We start from the raw sequence: 14,446 nt of genomic DNA, 5'->3' as shown, positions 1-14,446 counted from the left end.
TCCGATGGGATCGGAAAACGCTCTAAGCTTTGGATTGCCGCGTTTTCCGAGCCATCAGGTGTTTCCACCTGATTGGAAAATGCTCTAGGCGCCGGGCTTGTTCGCGTATCGGTCGGTCGCACGGAGCAGGCGATCCAGGATTCCTGGCTCCGAATAGGCATGTCCGGCGCCCTCGATCAGATGGAATTCCGCTTCGGGCCATTCCTTGTGCAGCGCCCAGGCGTAATGGGCGGGGCAGGGCATGTCGTACCGTCCGTGGACGATGGTGCCGGGGATTGCGCGAATCTTGTGGGCATCGCGCAGAAGCTGGCCGGGTTCGAGCCAGCAGTCGTGGACGAAATAGTGCGTTTCCAGACGGGCGAAGGCCAGCGCGAAATGTCCGTCGTCGTGCTGTTCGGACATGGCGGGATCGGGCAGCAGCGTGATCACCTCACCTTCGTAGAGGCTCCATGCGCGGGCAGCCTCCACCTGTTCCTCGACCGGGCCTGACGTCAGGCGGCGATGGTAGGCGTGGAGCATGTCGCCGCGCTCGCCCTCCGGGATCGGCGCCAGGAAGCGTTCGTACTTGTCCGGGAACATCTGGGACACGCCGAACTGATAGAACCAGTCAAGTTCCGGCCGCGTGCACATGTAGATGCCGCGCAGGATCAGTTCGCTCACCCTTTCAGGATGTGTTTGCGCGTAGGCGAGTGCCAGCGTGGAGCCCCAGGAGCCACCGAAAACCAGCCATCGGTCCACGCCGGCGAGCTGGCGCAGACGCTCTATGTCGTCGACCAGATGCCAGGTCGTGTTGTTTTCCAGCGAGGCATGGGGTGTCGACCTGCCGCAGCCGCGTTGGTCGAACAGCAGCACGTCGTAGAGTTCCGGATCGAACAAACCCCGGTGCGCCGGTGAAATGCCGCCGCCCGGACCGCCATGCAGGAAGACCGCGGGTTTGGCACCCGGCGTTCCGCAGCGCTCGTAATAGATGCTGTGGCCATCGCCGGTATCGAGCATTCCGGTCGCGTAGGGTTCGGTGAGCGGATAGGGTTGACGTAACATCTCCCATTCCTCGCCGATTTTCCCGGCGAAGGAAAGGGGTGTCGCCGGACCTCCCGTCCGGTCTGTTCACGACCTTGTATGGCGATCGCAGGCCGTTACCGGAATGAACGCAGGCGCGCCGTGGCCGATGTAGACGTCGCTTTCCAGCCAGGCCCGCTCGGCGAGATGATCGGCCTCGGCAATCTCTTTCGACCAGAACCGCATGGGGGCGTTCCAGCGGTACCCTCTTGCCTTCAGAAGGTCTTTGGTTTCGAAAGGGGCGTCGATCGCATTGACGCGGTAGGAGGGGCGGTCAGAGGCTGCAACCAGCTTGGCAAGGACGGTCTCTCCGCCCGGCAGATCGTGCGCCAGAAGGTAGATCAGCGCCAGAATGTCATTCTCGGCGCGATGCCCCTCGTAGAACCACCCGCATTGCGAAACGAGGTGGGCGAGTGCCTTGCCGTCGAAACCGAGTTCCAGCCAGTCCAGTTCGGCCATCGAGCAGGCCCATGGCTTGCCGGCGATCGCCGGCAATCTCTTTTCGACGAAAGGGCGATCGAAACCCGCATTGTGCGCGATGATGAGGTCCGCCGAATGCAGGATGTCGACGGCGAGGCTGTCGTCGATGGCCTGACCTGCCAGGGCCGCGTCGGTATGGCCGGTCAATTTCGTGATCCGCGGATCCAGCGGCACGCCCGGATCTTCGCGCCACACCCGCGGCTGCCCGATCTGGACGATACGACCCGCATCGTCGAAGCGGAAGCGCTGGATCGCGAGTTCGATGATCTTGTCATTATCGTGATCGAGCCCCGTCGTCTCCACGTCGATGGCAACGCCGATGCGGCTGATTCCGCCCGGCTTGGGTGTGTGCAAGCGCTCGACAGGCTGGAGGCGACGCAGAACTTTGTAATCCGGGCTTTGGCCTAAGAATTGAGCTGCACTGTTGAGAGCCGTGGGGGAGGGGAGAGACATCGGGGAGGGGCGGGACATGGCGCAGCGCATAGCCGTGTCATTGGCGCGCGAAAAGGTGGATGGACGCCAGCTTGCGATCTGCTGCGGGGGGAGCCTTGGCGGCTCAACATCGGGATCGATTTCGGCCCGGCACCAGTGCGCTGGAGCCGGGCCGGCGTGGAAAGAAGGGACAGCGCTTCAGAGCTTGATGCGCAGCCCTGCAAGGAAGGCGCGTCCGATCGGATCGTCACTGAGGGCAAAACCGTCACGCAACCCGGCACGGGTGCCGTTGCCTGAATAGGCGGCCGCTGGTGGCTTGGCGTCGAACAGGTTGGTGACGTTGACGAAGAACTCCGCCTTGCCGAAGCCGGCGTCGGCATCGAAGGTCAATGTCAGGTTCGTCGTCGCGAACGAGGCGACGTGATTGCTGACCCAGTATTGCGTCGAATCGCCGCCGAGTTTCATTGCGCCGCGCCAGCGTTCGAGCAGGTCCACGGTCAGGTGTTCGGCCGGCTTGAACTGCGCGAAGGCGCTGATGCGCCATGCCGGGCCGGCGGAGAGACCCAGCGGACCGAAAGCGACATTGCCCTGATCGAGCGTGCTGGTGCCCTGCTGGCGATAATAGACGTGCGGCTGCCATGAGGTCAGTACGCGCAGCGAGGCGGGGCGTCCGAACAGGCTGGCGCGATAGTTGCCCTCGACGTCGATGCCCCACGTCTCGACTTGCGCAAGGTTCATGTAGAGCGTGTACCAATGCGTCACCGCATTGGCGGCGCTGGTGTCGGCGTAGCCGTTGGGACGGTCCTGCAACGAGCAGTAGAACGAGGTGCCGCCGCTGGCATAGCAGGCTTGCTGATAGGCGGTAGTGGACCCGGCAATCTGCGTTACAGCATCGTCTATGGTGATGTGATAGGCGTCTACCGCGATGCTGGCGCGCGGCGTCGGGGTCCAGACCACCCCGCCAGTCAGGGTATTGGCGATTTCGGCCTTGAGGTCGGGGTTCGACAGGTCGGTCTGCTGCACGCTGGGGCTGGTATTGGTCAGCAGGTCGACCGGGTTGACCGGCACCGAGTTGGCCGGCGCGAAGAGTTCGTAAAGCGTAGGCGCCCGGATGTCGCGCGATCGGGTGCCGCGGATGCGCAGTGTGTCGGTAACGTGCCAGTCCAGCCCGGCCTTCCAGGTCCAGTAGGTGCCCGAAGTGTTGTAATGCGTATAACGCGCCGCGCCGTTGAGGTTCAGCGCCTGGATCAACGGCACGTCCTTCAGCAGCGGCACGTCCACTTCGAGCGCGGCCTCGTAGACGGTCTGGCTGACCTTGGGCGATGCGGCGAAGCTGTTGAGCCAGAGCTTGGTGGTAGAGGTGCAGTTGTAGCGCAGGCCGGTGCAATCGGCATATTGGTTGGGGTCGGTGTCGCTATCCGCCTCGAAACTGACCTTGCGCCATTCGGCCGAAAGTGCGGCGTTGATCGGGCCCGCCCAAGTGCTGAGCGGCGAGCCGGCGATGCTGCCCGAAATGTCGTTCATCCGCGTCTGCGCCCGGTAATGCGTGCTGGGCATGACATAGGCGAGCGCGGCCTGGCTGGCGGCAGTCGGTCCGAACACATTCAGCGGCACGCAGCCCGGCATCTGGCCGGGGTTGGTCAGCGTGACGCGGCAGACGACATTACCCGTCGCCGGATCGGTGACCGCGTCCAGCGCGGCGGAGAGGTTCTGGTTGTTGACGTTGTTGTTCAGCGTGGTCTTCAGGGTGGTGACGCCCCAGACGTAATCGAGCTTCCAGTCGAAGCCTCCCAGCTTGCCGTCGAAACCGGCATTGGCGGTCCACTGGTCGGTATGCGAAACCGAATTCAGGCGTCCAGATTCATTGACCATCTCGCCGAACTTGAAGCTGCCGACGCCGGCCATCGCGGTCTGATAGGCTTGCGGCAGGAAGGCATTGGTGGAGCTGATCGTCGCGCCCGAAAGGCGCAGCGGATCGGCCCAGTTCTGGTTGCTCTTGATGTCCCCTGCCACTTGCGCGTGGAAGTGGACCTTGTCGCTGACGTCGAAGTCGAAGCGGCCGAAGATCTGGTTGAATTCCAGCGGGGAGACCAGCGAACTGTCGTAATAGCCGCCATCACCACCGATTTCGAGGCCGCTGGTGCCGGTCGCGGTGCCGTGGACGAAGGGGCGCAGCACGCCGTTTTCGCCAAAGATCTGCCCGGCCAGCGGGCCGCTGGTGATGAGACCGCCGAATGGCGTATTGGCCTGGCGGACATCGTGCTGGAGCACGTAGGGATTGGCGGCAGTGCCGGTGCCGGTCACGCCGATGTTGTCAAGGTAATCGCGCGAGGATCGGTACTTGATGCCGCCTTCCTTGCGATACTCGTAGCTCGCCTCGATATGGCCACGTCCGCCGAACAGGCTGGTGCCACCGGCGACGCCAACATCATATTGCGAAGCGTCTCCGCGCTGCGAAATGCCGCTGCTGGCCTGCATTTTCAGGCCGTTGAAGCCCTTGTCGATGATGTAATTGACAACGCCGCTGACCGCGTCCGAACCGTAAACGGCCGAGACGCCGCCGGTCACGGTGTCGACGCGCTGAACCAGCATCTGCGGGATGATGTCGACATCGACGACACCGTTCAGCAGCGTCGGCGGCACACGCAATCCGTCCATCAGCACCAGGGTGCGGGTGGGGCCGAGGTTGCGTAAGTTCAACTGGTTGGCCGACCCATTGCCGGCGCCGCCGCTGCCGGTCGATGTCGGGTTGCTGGTGCGTCCGCGCGCACCGGCGAACACCGGCAACGTATTGAGTGCATCGGCCAGAGTCCCCGGCTGGACCGCGAGGAGGTTCGAGGGCTGCACCACTGTGACGGGTGAGGGCATGGAATCGCCATTGCGGATGGCACGCGATCCGGTGACGATGATGTCCTGGGCGGGGACCGCCGGTTCCGCATCAGCCGGTTCTTCTTGCGCGGAGGCGGCGGCTGCATCCTGTGCCAGCGCCGGCATGGCGTGCAAAAGACTGGCGCCACACAGTAGTGCGGCAGCCCGGTGGGCTTTCCTCATCACTTCCTCCCATTCGACCGGCGAATTCATCCGCCGCAAGACCACAGACCGGCACCTTGCGAGCGTGCCGTCATTTTTCTGTTTTGTTGCACTATTGTTAGCGGCCTTCGGGAGATGACCGTGATTGAAACAGGTGCCCTGGGTATTCACAACGGCACTTCGGAAATGGCGGTGCGGGGTGGCGCGCGCCAAACTCCATCTGGATATGACCAGCGACGGCGTTCAGGCCGTGCAACTGGGCAGTATCCGAACCAGTTGCACCGGATCAACGGTTCCAGGATTTTGAAGTCATCGAATAAGGAGAGCCCGATCTTGGCGTTGGCCAATCGCATTCAGGGCAATGTCGCCCGGTATTTGCGCGTTCGCGCTGGAAGGACGTTGCCAAGCCCTTCGGCTGATGGTTGCGCCGGTTCGATCCGATTGCGTCCGCTGACTTTCGCCCGGTAAAGTGCAGCGTCGGCCGCCAGCAGAAGTTCTGCAAGGTCGTTCCCGTCGCGGCTCAGTTGCGCAAGGCCGATGCTGACCGTGGCCTTGATGCCCAGGCCTTTTGACCGGTCGATCACGATCTCCGCAAAGCCACTTACCACGGCCTGCGCAACGGCCGACGCGTCCGCATCGGATTTGCAGGACACCAATGCTGCGAATTCCTCGCCACCGATCCGGGCGAGAATTGTATCCGGCCCGACGATCCCGCGCGCGAAGCCTGCGAACAGCTTGAGCACTTCATCCCCCGCCGCATGGCCGAACCGATCGTTGATAGCCTTGAAATGATCCAGATCGAACGCGAGCAGAAATATATCCGCGTCGGCGCGGGTGTTGTGAATATGCCTCTCTGCTTCCTCGAAGAACCAGCGTCGATTGCCCAGGCCGGTGAGGTAATCGGTGTGGGATGCTTTCAGCAGTTGGTCGTGCGTTTCCTCGCGCAGAAGCGCGATCAACGCCATGGGCAGGCCCACCGAGTACAAGACACCCTCGTACATCGTGAAGATGCTGGAGATACCCAGCAGCGTTGATCCGGAACTGGGAGCGATCAGCGGGAGAATGCAGGCCCGTCCCAGGTAAAAGAGGCAGTGCATGGCAGCGAAGCCTACCGCGATGCGGCGCGATCGCAGGAAACGAAGCGGCCGTTTGCCCACAATTCCCAAGCGGTCAGGCCGCTGGCCAATGCAATGGGAAATGCGCTGACATAGTTCCAGACAATGTCCTGCCAGCGCCCGCCAATGAAGCACCAGACCAGTGCCTGAAAAACCCAGATGGCCAGCGCAATCTTGCCGCGCTTTCGGCCTGCCAGGCCGGCTGCGCCCCAGAAAACCAAAAGGTACCCGCCCAGCAAGATCATATTGGCCAAGCTGGCGCCAAGGGGGGCGGCGAACATGGTACGCCCCATCGCCAAGGCGCATCCGCCGGCCAGCATCGCATACCCGGTGGCAAGGATACCGAGTCCACTTTTGCGCAATGGTTGCGCGTGTTGGGGGCCTGCGTACTGGGGCCGCGCGTGTCGTTCCCAAAGCGTCATGACGGCGCTGAGAAGCAACGTGCCTATGGCAAGGAAGTACAGGGTGGGGAGATCAAACCGCATCACAGGCACCGAAGATTGCCCGGCCCTTTACCCGCAATCTCGAAATTTCCTACCTATTAATGATCGCCGTTAATGATCCGCCTGCCTCAGGGCGCCCATCCCGCCAGTTCGGGCAGCGCCGCGCCTGCGCCCCGATCGTCGCCAAAAAACGATTGGCCCGCCTTGGTGATCGCTGTAAGGAGCGCCGATCGGCGGCGGAGCGATCCGCTGTCCGACCATGATCGCGCCGGTGCTCCAAGCGGAGCTTAATCGGGAATGCGGTGCGGGGGCTTGCTCCCAAATCCGCGGCTGTCCCTGCAACTGTAAGCGGATAGCGCGATGCACGGGCCCTTTGCGAAGGGCGGCCACTGGACCCTGTGGTTCGGGAAGGCGTGCATCAAGCTGTGACCCGCGAGCCAGGAGACCTGCCGGCGCACCGGTCGCTCTTGCCTTGATCCAGGGGATGATCACGGCACGGTAATACTTCCGTCTGGGCGGCGAAGCTGTGCGGCTGGGGCTGCACGTGCGCGTGTCGCCGGGTGTTATGCGCCCGCCCGTCGACCCGCGTCGGTCGGCCTTGCCGGCAAGCCCCATCCAAGGTTCCGCCCGGCGCGGGGTGAGATGGCTTTGAGCTCGCAGGTGGAGGGCGTCGTCAGGGGCTGGTGTCCCGACGCATGGCGGCCGATGATGGCTGGCGACGGACTGCTGGTGCGGGTGAAGCCGCATCTTGGCCGAGTGAGCGTCGCGCAGGCGATCGGTCTGTGCGAGGCGGCGCTGACTTATGGCAACGGCCTTCTCGACCTGACGCGGCGCGCCAATTTCCAGCTGCGTGGGGTGGACCACCTGCAGTGGCCAGCCCTGCTCGAACGTCTGCAAGCGCTGGATCTGGTGGATGACGATGCCGAGCGGGAGGGGCGCCGCAATCTTCTGGTCGCGCCGGAATGGCAAACCGACGATGACACCGTCCGGATCGCCAGCGAACTGTATGGCCGGCTGCACGATCTGCCCCGGTTACCCGGCAAGATCGGCTTCGTCATCGATGCCGGTCCGGCTCCGGCGCTGATATGTGAGCCGGGCGATTTTCGCATAGAGCGCGCGTGTAGCGGAAGGCTGATGCTGCGGGCTGATGGCCGGTCGGAGGGCGTGGAACTGACGGATGGCACGGAAGTCGATGCCCTGCTGGCGCTGGCGCGGTGGTTCGTGGACAGCGGTGGCCTGCAGGCGCGGCGGATGGCACGACATTCCGCCGCGCTACCTGATTGGGCCATCGGCGATGTGCGTTCAGCGCAGCCGCTTCGGTCCATGCTGCCGGGCGAACGAACCGGCGGCACGGCTTACGGCCTGCCGTTCGGCCGGGTTGAGGCATCCACGCTGATGAACGTGATGGAGAGGCCCGGTGTCACGGGGCTTCGCCTCACGCCGTGGCGCGTGATCCTGGTCGAAGGCGCAGCCGGCATCGACATTCCCGGCTTGTCGACCGACCCCGCCGAACCGCTCCTGCGCGTCGATGCCTGTCCTGGCAAGCCGGCCTGTTCGCAAGCCAGCGTGGTAACCCGCGAACTGGCGCGCCGGATCGCACCGCTCGTCAGGGGGCGGCTGCATGTGTCCGGCTGTGCCAAAGGGTGCGCCAGTTCGCAGCCGGCCGACGTGATGCTGACGGGGCGCGATGGCCGATACGATCTTGCCTTTAACGCCCGTGCCGATGCCGAACCGCTTTTCCGTGGGATGGACAGCGCCGACATTCCCGGCAGACTTGGAGCCTTCTGATGCCCTATACTTACGAGAAGGACGGTGCTGCGATCTATCGCCAGTCCTTTGCCATCATCCGCGCGGAGGCCGATCTATCGCGCTTTTCGGTCGATGAGGAGCCGGTGGCGGTGCGCATGATCCATGCTGCCGGCATGGTGGGCCTTGAAGCGCATGTCCGCTTTTCGGATCGCTTTGCACTGACTGCGCGGCACGCCCTCTCCACCGGGGCGCCGATCCTGTGCGATGCGCGCATGGTTTCCGAAGGCATTACCCGCGCGCGCTTGCCTGCGGACAATCGCGTGATCTGCACTCTGGCCGATCTGGAGGTGCCGGAACTGGCCAGAAGCATGGATAATACCCGTTCCGCCGCCGCGCTGGAGTTATGGCGCCCGCATCTGGACGGGGCGGTGGTGGCGATCGGCAATGCGCCGACGGCCCTATTCCATTTGCTCAACATGCTGGAGGATCCGGATTGTCCGCGCCCTGCCGCAATCATCGGTTGTCCGGTCGGTTTCGTCGGCGCCGCCGAATCCAAGGATGCCCTTTGGACGGCATCGCCGGTTCCCTGCTGCATCGTGGAGGGGCGCCTTGGCGGCAGCGCCATCACGGTGGCAGCGGTGAACGCGCTGGCGAGCCGCGCGGAATGACCGGCGGTTACGGCACCATCCACGGCGTCGGCCTGGGACCGGGCGCGGCGGATCTGATGAGCGTGCGTGCAGACCGGCTGGTGCGCGGCGCCCGGCAGGTCGCCTATTTCCGGAAGCAAGGCAGGCCGGGCCATGCCCGGCGCATAGCCGAAGGCCTGTTGCGGCCGGACGTGGTGGAGATCGCGATGGAATACCCGGTCACCACGGAAATACCGCTGTCCGATCCGCGCTATAACGCCTGCCTTGGCGCGTTCTACGCCAGCTGCACCGAGCGATTGATGGATGCGGCCCAAGGCGGTGAAGACGTGGTGGTGCTGTGTGAGGGCGATCCGTTTTTCTACGGCTCCTTCATGCACTTGCATAGCCGATTGGCGGGTCGGGCGTCGGTGGAAGTGGTGCCGGGCATTACCGGCATGGCCGGCGCGTGGAATGCATCCGGCCTTCCCATCACCTGGGGCGACGACGTGCTGACCGTTGCCATGGCCACCCTTCCGGAAGAGGAACTGGTGCAGCGCATCCGCGATACCGATGCGCTGGTGGTAATGAAGATCGGCCGCAACCTGCCCAAGCTGCGCCGCGCCGTTGCTGCGGCGGGGCGTGAGGATGCCGCGTGGCTGGTCGAACATGCCGCCATGGAAGGGCAGCGCGTGACGCGCCTTTGCGACATCGAAGCTGCGGTGCCCTATTTTTCGATCCTGCTGATCCACGGGCAGGGGCGTCGCCCATGACTGACAGTGGCATTGGTGGCGAGGACGCCAGCGCAGGCTGGATCGCCGTCGCGGGCCTTGGGCCGGGTGACGATGCGCTTGTGACGCCGGAAGTCACCGCCGCGCTGGCGGAGGCGACCGACGTCGTCGGCTACATCCCCTATGTCGCGCGCGTAAAGCCTCGTCCGGGGCTTGTCCTGCACGCTTCGGACAATCGGGTGGAACTGGACCGGGCGGCATTGGCGCTGGAACTGGCTGCGCAAGGGCATCGGGTGGTTGTGGTTTCGTCTGGCGATCCGGGCGTGTTCGCCATGGCGTCCGCGCTGTTCGAGGCGTTGGAGGCGGGGCGCCCGGCATGGCGCGAACTGGATATCCGCGTGCTTCCCGGAATTACCGCGATGCTGGCCGCCGCAGCGCGGGCTGGTGCCCCGCTTGGCCACGATTTCTGCGCCATCAACCTGTCGGACAATCTCAAGCCCTGGAGCGTGATCGAAAAGCGCATTCGGCTGGCGGCAGAGGCGGACTTTGCCATGGCCTTCTACAATCCGCGATCGCGGGCAAGACCCCAGGGCTTCGTGCGAGTGCTGGAAGTGCTGCGGCAGACCTGCGGGGAGGATCGGCCGATCCTGTTCGCTCGCAGTGTATCGACGGAAGAGGAAAGCCTGCAGATCGTGTCACTTGGGCAGTCCCATGCCGAAATGGCCGACATGCGCACGATGGTGATCGTCGGATCGAGCACGACCCGGGTCATCGAACGGGCGGGGAGAGCGATCCTCTATACGCCGCGCTCGTTGCCGAAAGATGCTGCATGATCGATCCAATCGAGCACATCTTGCGGGCGATGGAATTCCAGGCGGTCAGGCAGGGCCGGGCGATCGATCATCAGCACGGGAAGGTGCAGATGCCGCGCCGCGGCGAGCTTCGCCTGCGCGCCGCTGCCGCCGGCGTTCTTGCAGACCACAAGGTCGATGCCACGGTCACGCATCAGGCGGATATCGCCGTCGATGCCGAAGGGCCCGCGATCGACCACCAGGCTGTGGTTGGGCAGGGTGATCGGCTGGCTCGGCGCATCGACGAAGCGCAGCAGGTAGTGATGGTGCGGCTGGGCGGCAAAGGCATCCGCATGCATCCGGCCGAGGGCCAGCATGACGCGGAGCGGTGGAACGGCCAGAGCGTTAACGGCGCCGGCAATGTCGGCCACACTGCGCCAGTCGTCACTGGGCTCCGGACGCCAGGCCGGGCGGCTGAGTGCAGCATGAGGCACGCCGGCAATCCTGGCGGCTTCTACCGCATGCGCGCTCATCGTCGCGGCAAAGGGGTGCGTGGCGTCTACAAGGTGCGTCACCCGATGATCGCGGAGATAGGCGGCCAGCCCCGACACGCCGCCAAATCCGCCGATCCGGATGGGCACGGGCTGGGCACGCGGGTTTTCGGTGCGGCCGGCATAGCTGAATGTCGCCGAAACGTCGCGCTCAGCCAGCAGGCGGGCCAATGCACTCGCTTCGGTCGTGCCGCCCAACAGCAGGATGTTCGGCATGGCTGACAGAAACGCCTCCCCTTGGCTGACGATCGTGGGCATCGGCGAGGATGCGGCGGATGGACTGTGTGCGGGCGCCCGCACGGCACTCGATGATGCGGATCTGGTGATGGGGGCAGCCCGTCACCTCGCCCTGTTGCCGGGCCTTAGAGCGCCGACACGGCAATGGCCAGTTCCCTTCGCGGACGGCGTGCCCTTGCTGTTGGCCGAACGAGGCCGCAAGGTAGTGGCGCTGGCCTCGGGCGATCCGTTCTGGTTCGGCGCGGGCAGCAGCCTGACCCGTGACCTCGATCCCGGCGAGTGGATCGCCTATCCGGCACCGTCCACGTTTGGCGTGGCCGCGGCGCGGCTGGGCTGGGCGATCGAGGAATGCACCTGTCTTGGCCTCCATGCGGCGCCGTTGCAGCGGATGCGGCCGCATCTTGCCAGGCGCCGCCGTGTGCTGGCCCTCGTTCGCGACGGCGCAGCTGTGGGTGCGCTGGCCGATTACCTGGTCGAACGTGGCTTCGGCGCCTCCATGCTTCATGTGCTGGAAGCCTTGGGCGGTCCGCGCGAGCGGATACGCTCCACCCCGGCCGAAGCGCTGGACTTTTCCGATATCCGCCATCCGGTGGCGGTGGCTATCGAGGTCGACGGTGCCGGCTCTGCATTGCCGGTCACCGGGGGGCTGCCCGACGACCTGTTCGAGCACGACGGCCAGATCACCAAGCGTCCATTGCGGGCGTTGACGCTGAGCACCCTGGCCCCGCGACCGGGAGAGCGATTGTGGGATATCGGCGCGGGCTCCGGCTCGATTGCGATCGAATGGTTGCTTGCTCACCCCGCCAACAGTGCCTGCGCTGTGGAGGCGGACGCATCGCGCGCGGAGCGGGTCCGCACCAATTCTGCGGCGCTGGGCGTGGATCGGCTGCAAGTGCTGTGCGGTCTCGCACCGCAGACTTTGCCGGACGGACCGCTACCCGACGCAGTATTTATAGGCGGCGGCCTTTCGCACACTCTGCTCGAAACCTTGTGGCAGCACTTATCGGCCGGCACGCGATTGGTGGCCAATGCCGTGACCCTCGAATCCGAAGCGCTTCTGGCGCAGTGGCATGGCCAGCGTGGCGGCACGCTGCTGCGCATCGAACTGGCCGACGCCGTGCCGCTGGGAAGCCGGCGCGGCTGGCGCGCGCGCTATCCGGTCGTGCAATGGAGCGTTGTCCTGTGATCGTGGCGGGCTTCGGCTTTCGGGCGCAGGCCAATGTCCATTCGCTATGCTCGGCCTATCAACTGGCGCGCGAGGGGATGCCGCCAATCACCCACGTCGCCACGTTGGCCGAAAAGGCGCATCTGCTGGCAGAGCTGTCCAACCTGCTGGGCCTGCCGTTGATCGCGGTGCCGCAGGAACGGCTCGCACAGGCCAGGACTCTGACCGCATCCGCAGCGTCCCGGGCCGCAAGGGGCGTGGACAGCGTTGCCGAAGCCAGCGCCTTGGCCGCCTTGGGGGCGGACACCGCCGTCCTGCTCGCCCGCCGTCACATTTCACGCGACCGCATGGCGACGTGCGCCATCGCTTCGGGAGTACATTCATGACCGTTCATTTCATCGGCGCCGGCCCCGGCGCGGCGGACCTTTTGACCCTGCGCGGCAGAGACCTGATCGCAACCAGCCCGGTGTGCCTCTACGCTGGGTCGTTGGTGCCGGCCGAAGTGCTCGATCATTGCCCGCCGGATGCCCGCGTCATCAATACCGCGTCGATGGATCTGGACGCCATCATGGACGAGATTGTCCGGGCCCATGCGGCCGGCCAGGATGTCGCGCGCCTGCATTCGGGGGATTTGTCCGTCTGGTCGGCGATGGGGGAGCAGCTGCGCCGCCTGCGCGGGCTGGACATTCCGTTTACCGTGACACCGGGCGTGCCGGCGTTCGCCGCCGCCGCTGCAGCGTTGGAAGCGGAACTCACGCTGCCGGCGCTGACCCAGTCGGTGGTGTTGACCCGCACGCCCGGCCGGGCAAGCACGATGCCCCCTGCTGAAAGCCTTGCCAACTTTGCGGCGACGGGGGCCACGCTGGCCATCCATCTGTCGATCCACAATCTGGACCGCGTCGTCACCGATCTTGCGCCGTTCTACGGCAACGAATGTCCCGTTGCCGTTGTATGGCGGGCGAGTTGGCCCGATCAACGCATCGTGCGTGCCACGCTGAAGACCATCGAAGCGGCCGTGGCCGGCAGCATGGAACGCACCGCACTGATTCTGGTGGGACCCGTTCTGGCTGCTGATGACTTTCTGGAAAGCAGCCTCTACGCCAAGGGCTACGATCGCCGGTTTCGACCGCAGCACGCAGGGTCGCGCTATGCCGCCACTACCGAGTGAGCAAGGCACGATCCAGCTGGATCTCATCGGCATCGGTACGGGCAATCCCGATCACCTGACGGTTCAGGCGATACGCGCCATGAATGCGGCCGACCTGATCCTGTTGCCGCGCAAGGGCAGCGCCAAGGCGGACTTGCTGGATGTACGGCGCGCCATTTGCGAAGCGGTGCTGGAGCAACCTGTGCGCATGGTCGAGTTCGACTTGCCAACGCGCGATAGCGCCGGGGACTATATTGATGGTGTGCAGGCTTGGCACCGCGCCATCGCCGCCGCCTGGGCACGACAGATCGCCACGCATCTGCCGAAAGGCGGCAAGCTTGCCTTGCTTGTCTGGGGTGATCCCTCGCTTTACGACAGTACCTTGCGCATTGCCGGCCAGTTGATTGGCGAAGGTATGGCTGTCGACGTCCGGGTCGTGGCGGGTATCACCAGTATCCAGGCCCTCACTGCTGCCCACGCCATTCCGCTGAACCGCCTTGCCGACGCAATCACCATCACCACCGGCCGATTGCTGCGTGCGCATGGCTGGCCGATGGGCGTCGGAACGATCGTGGTAATGCTCGACGAGGGCGGGGCGTTTCAGGCGCTGGATCCCGCCGACGTCGAAATCTGGTGGGGGGCATATCTCGGCATGAAGCAAGAGGCTCTGATCGCGGGACGATTGGCGGATGTGGGCACGGAAATCATGGAACGAAGATCGGCGCTGCGTCAGAGGCATGGCTGGATCATGGACGTCTATCTGATGCGTAAGTCGACGTAGGCCAATGCGTCTCGACCGGATTTGCAGCCTACCTATAGGCGGCGGTTCGCGAACATTGAGCTTTACTTGCCCGTCTTTTGGCCCAACAAGGACTTGATCCAAATGCGCCCAG

General features: G+C 64.7%; 14 protein-coding genes and 1 riboswitch. Of the genes, 8 read left to right on the top strand and 6 right to left on the bottom strand.

The window, feature by feature from the left end; genetic code table 11:
* Positions 1–84: 84 nt before the first annotated feature.
* The 5 genes from pip to WBP06_RS23075 all read right to left on the bottom strand — a co-directional run bounded on the left by pip (position 85) and on the right by WBP06_RS23075 (position 6,601).
* Entirely contained in the window at positions 85–1,041 is a 957-nt protein-coding gene (gene pip / locus WBP06_RS23095) for a prolyl aminopeptidase (protein ID WP_395337474.1), read from the bottom strand.
* A 66-nt stretch (positions 1,042–1,107) separates the two neighbouring features.
* Positions 1,108–1,992, bottom strand: a complete 885-nt coding sequence (locus WBP06_RS23090; protein ID WP_395337564.1) for a 3'-5' exonuclease — start codon at positions 1,990–1,992, stop codon at positions 1,108–1,110.
* Positions 1,993–2,169: 177 nt separating this feature from the next.
* Positions 2,170–5,022: a TonB-dependent receptor plug domain-containing protein gene (locus tag WBP06_RS23085; RefSeq protein WP_395337473.1), complete on the bottom strand. Its 2,853-nt coding sequence runs from the start codon at positions 5,020–5,022 to the stop codon at positions 2,170–2,172.
* A 332-nt stretch (positions 5,023–5,354) separates the two neighbouring features.
* Positions 5,355–6,098, bottom strand: coding sequence for a GGDEF domain-containing protein (locus WBP06_RS23080; RefSeq protein ID WP_395337472.1), 744 nt, complete (start codon positions 6,096–6,098; stop codon positions 5,355–5,357).
* Between the two features lie 11 nt (positions 6,099–6,109).
* Positions 6,110–6,601, bottom strand: a complete 492-nt coding sequence (locus WBP06_RS23075; RefSeq protein WP_395337471.1) for a hypothetical protein — start codon at positions 6,599–6,601, stop codon at positions 6,110–6,112.
* A gap of 210 nt (positions 6,602–6,811) precedes the next feature.
* Positions 6,812–7,028: riboswitch (cobalamin riboswitch) on the top strand.
* Between the two features lie 173 nt (positions 7,029–7,201).
* Between WBP06_RS23075 and WBP06_RS23070 the strand changes: the two genes are divergently transcribed.
* Genes WBP06_RS23070 through cobJ form a run of 4 tightly spaced genes read left to right on the top strand, consistent with a single transcriptional unit; the run spans position 7,202 to position 10,495 of the window.
* The gene (locus WBP06_RS23070) at positions 7,202–8,347 is read left to right on the top strand and encodes a cobalamin biosynthesis protein CobG (protein ID WP_395337470.1); all 1,146 of its coding nucleotides are present in this window, start codon (positions 7,202–7,204) and stop codon (positions 8,345–8,347) included.
* Positions 8,347–8,976 carry a precorrin-8X methylmutase gene (locus WBP06_RS23065; protein ID WP_395337469.1) on the top strand — a complete coding sequence of 210 codons (630 nt, stop codon included), beginning with the start codon at positions 8,347–8,349 and terminating at the stop codon, positions 8,974–8,976. Before WBP06_RS23070 ends, WBP06_RS23065 begins: the two co-directional genes overlap by 1 nt.
* Positions 8,973–9,704, top strand: a complete 732-nt coding sequence (gene cobI, locus WBP06_RS23060; RefSeq protein WP_395337468.1) for a precorrin-2 C(20)-methyltransferase — start codon at positions 8,973–8,975, stop codon at positions 9,702–9,704. Before WBP06_RS23065 ends, cobI begins: the two co-directional genes overlap by 4 nt.
* Positions 9,701–10,495: a precorrin-3B C(17)-methyltransferase gene (gene cobJ / locus WBP06_RS23055; protein WP_395337467.1), complete on the top strand. Its 795-nt coding sequence runs from the start codon at positions 9,701–9,703 to the stop codon at positions 10,493–10,495. Before cobI ends, cobJ begins: the two co-directional genes overlap by 4 nt.
* On the opposite strand, the gene WBP06_RS23050 is transcribed toward cobJ, so the two are convergent.
* Positions 10,459–11,220 carry a cobalt-precorrin-6A reductase gene (locus WBP06_RS23050; RefSeq protein WP_395337466.1) on the bottom strand — a complete coding sequence of 254 codons (762 nt, stop codon included), beginning with the start codon at positions 11,218–11,220 and terminating at the stop codon, positions 10,459–10,461. The genes cobJ and WBP06_RS23050 overlap by 37 nt on opposite strands.
* Here WBP06_RS23050 and cbiE point away from each other — a divergent pair.
* The 4 genes from cbiE to cobF are packed head-to-tail and all read left to right on the top strand — an operon-like array spanning position 11,219 to position 14,334.
* The gene (gene cbiE / locus WBP06_RS23045; RefSeq protein WP_395337465.1) at positions 11,219–12,427 is read left to right on the top strand and encodes a precorrin-6y C5,15-methyltransferase (decarboxylating) subunit CbiE; all 1,209 of its coding nucleotides are present in this window, start codon (positions 11,219–11,221) and stop codon (positions 12,425–12,427) included. The two genes, WBP06_RS23050 and cbiE, sit on opposite strands and share 2 nt — an antisense overlap.
* Positions 12,424–12,792 carry a cobalamin biosynthesis protein gene (locus WBP06_RS23040; protein ID WP_395337464.1) on the top strand — a complete coding sequence of 123 codons (369 nt, stop codon included), beginning with the start codon at positions 12,424–12,426 and terminating at the stop codon, positions 12,790–12,792. The genes cbiE and WBP06_RS23040 overlap by 4 nt, the downstream gene beginning before the upstream one ends.
* Positions 12,789–13,574 carry a precorrin-4 C(11)-methyltransferase gene (cobM, locus tag WBP06_RS23035; protein WP_395337463.1) on the top strand — a complete coding sequence of 262 codons (786 nt, stop codon included), beginning with the start codon at positions 12,789–12,791 and terminating at the stop codon, positions 13,572–13,574. Before WBP06_RS23040 ends, cobM begins: the two co-directional genes overlap by 4 nt.
* The gene (gene cobF, locus WBP06_RS23030) at positions 13,555–14,334 is read left to right on the top strand and encodes a precorrin-6A synthase (deacetylating) (protein WP_395337462.1); all 780 of its coding nucleotides are present in this window, start codon (positions 13,555–13,557) and stop codon (positions 14,332–14,334) included. Before cobM ends, cobF begins: the two co-directional genes overlap by 20 nt.
* Positions 14,335–14,446 lie beyond the last annotated feature (112 nt).

The sequence above is a fragment of the Novosphingobium mississippiense genome, from assembly GCF_044029535.1.
GTDB lineage: Bacteria > Pseudomonadota > Alphaproteobacteria > Sphingomonadales > Sphingomonadaceae > Novosphingobium.
Note: the sequence above shows the minus strand (reverse complement) of the source record. Positions and strands in the feature narration are given on the sequence as shown.

Coding starts and splice junctions, on each gene's coding strand:
- pip (WP_395337474.1), bottom strand. CDS start 1,041: ATGTTACGTCAACCCTATCCGCTCACCGAACCCTACGCGACCGGAATG.
- WBP06_RS23090 (WP_395337564.1), bottom strand. CDS start 1,992: ATGTCTCTCCCCTCCCCCACGGCTCTCAACAGTGCAGCTCAATTCTTA.
- WBP06_RS23085 (WP_395337473.1), bottom strand. CDS start 5,022: ATGAGGAAAGCCCACCGGGCTGCCGCACTACTGTGTGGCGCCAGTCTT.
- WBP06_RS23080 (WP_395337472.1), bottom strand. CDS start 6,098: ATGCACTGCCTCTTTTACCTGGGACGGGCCTGCATTCTCCCGCTGATC.
- WBP06_RS23075 (WP_395337471.1), bottom strand. CDS start 6,601: ATGCGGTTTGATCTCCCCACCCTGTACTTCCTTGCCATAGGCACGTTG.
- WBP06_RS23070 (WP_395337470.1), top strand. CDS start 7,202: ATGGCTTTGAGCTCGCAGGTGGAGGGCGTCGTCAGGGGCTGGTGTCCC.
- WBP06_RS23065 (WP_395337469.1), top strand. CDS start 8,347: ATGCCCTATACTTACGAGAAGGACGGTGCTGCGATCTATCGCCAGTCC.
- cobI (WP_395337468.1), top strand. CDS start 8,973: ATGACCGGCGGTTACGGCACCATCCACGGCGTCGGCCTGGGACCGGGC.
- cobJ (WP_395337467.1), top strand. CDS start 9,701: ATGACTGACAGTGGCATTGGTGGCGAGGACGCCAGCGCAGGCTGGATC.
- cbiE (WP_395337465.1), top strand. CDS start 11,219: ATGGCTGACAGAAACGCCTCCCCTTGGCTGACGATCGTGGGCATCGGC.
- WBP06_RS23050 (WP_395337466.1), bottom strand. CDS start 11,220: ATGCCGAACATCCTGCTGTTGGGCGGCACGACCGAAGCGAGTGCATTG.
- cobM (WP_395337463.1), top strand. CDS start 12,789: ATGACCGTTCATTTCATCGGCGCCGGCCCCGGCGCGGCGGACCTTTTG.
- cobF (WP_395337462.1), top strand. CDS start 13,555: ATGCCGCCACTACCGAGTGAGCAAGGCACGATCCAGCTGGATCTCATC.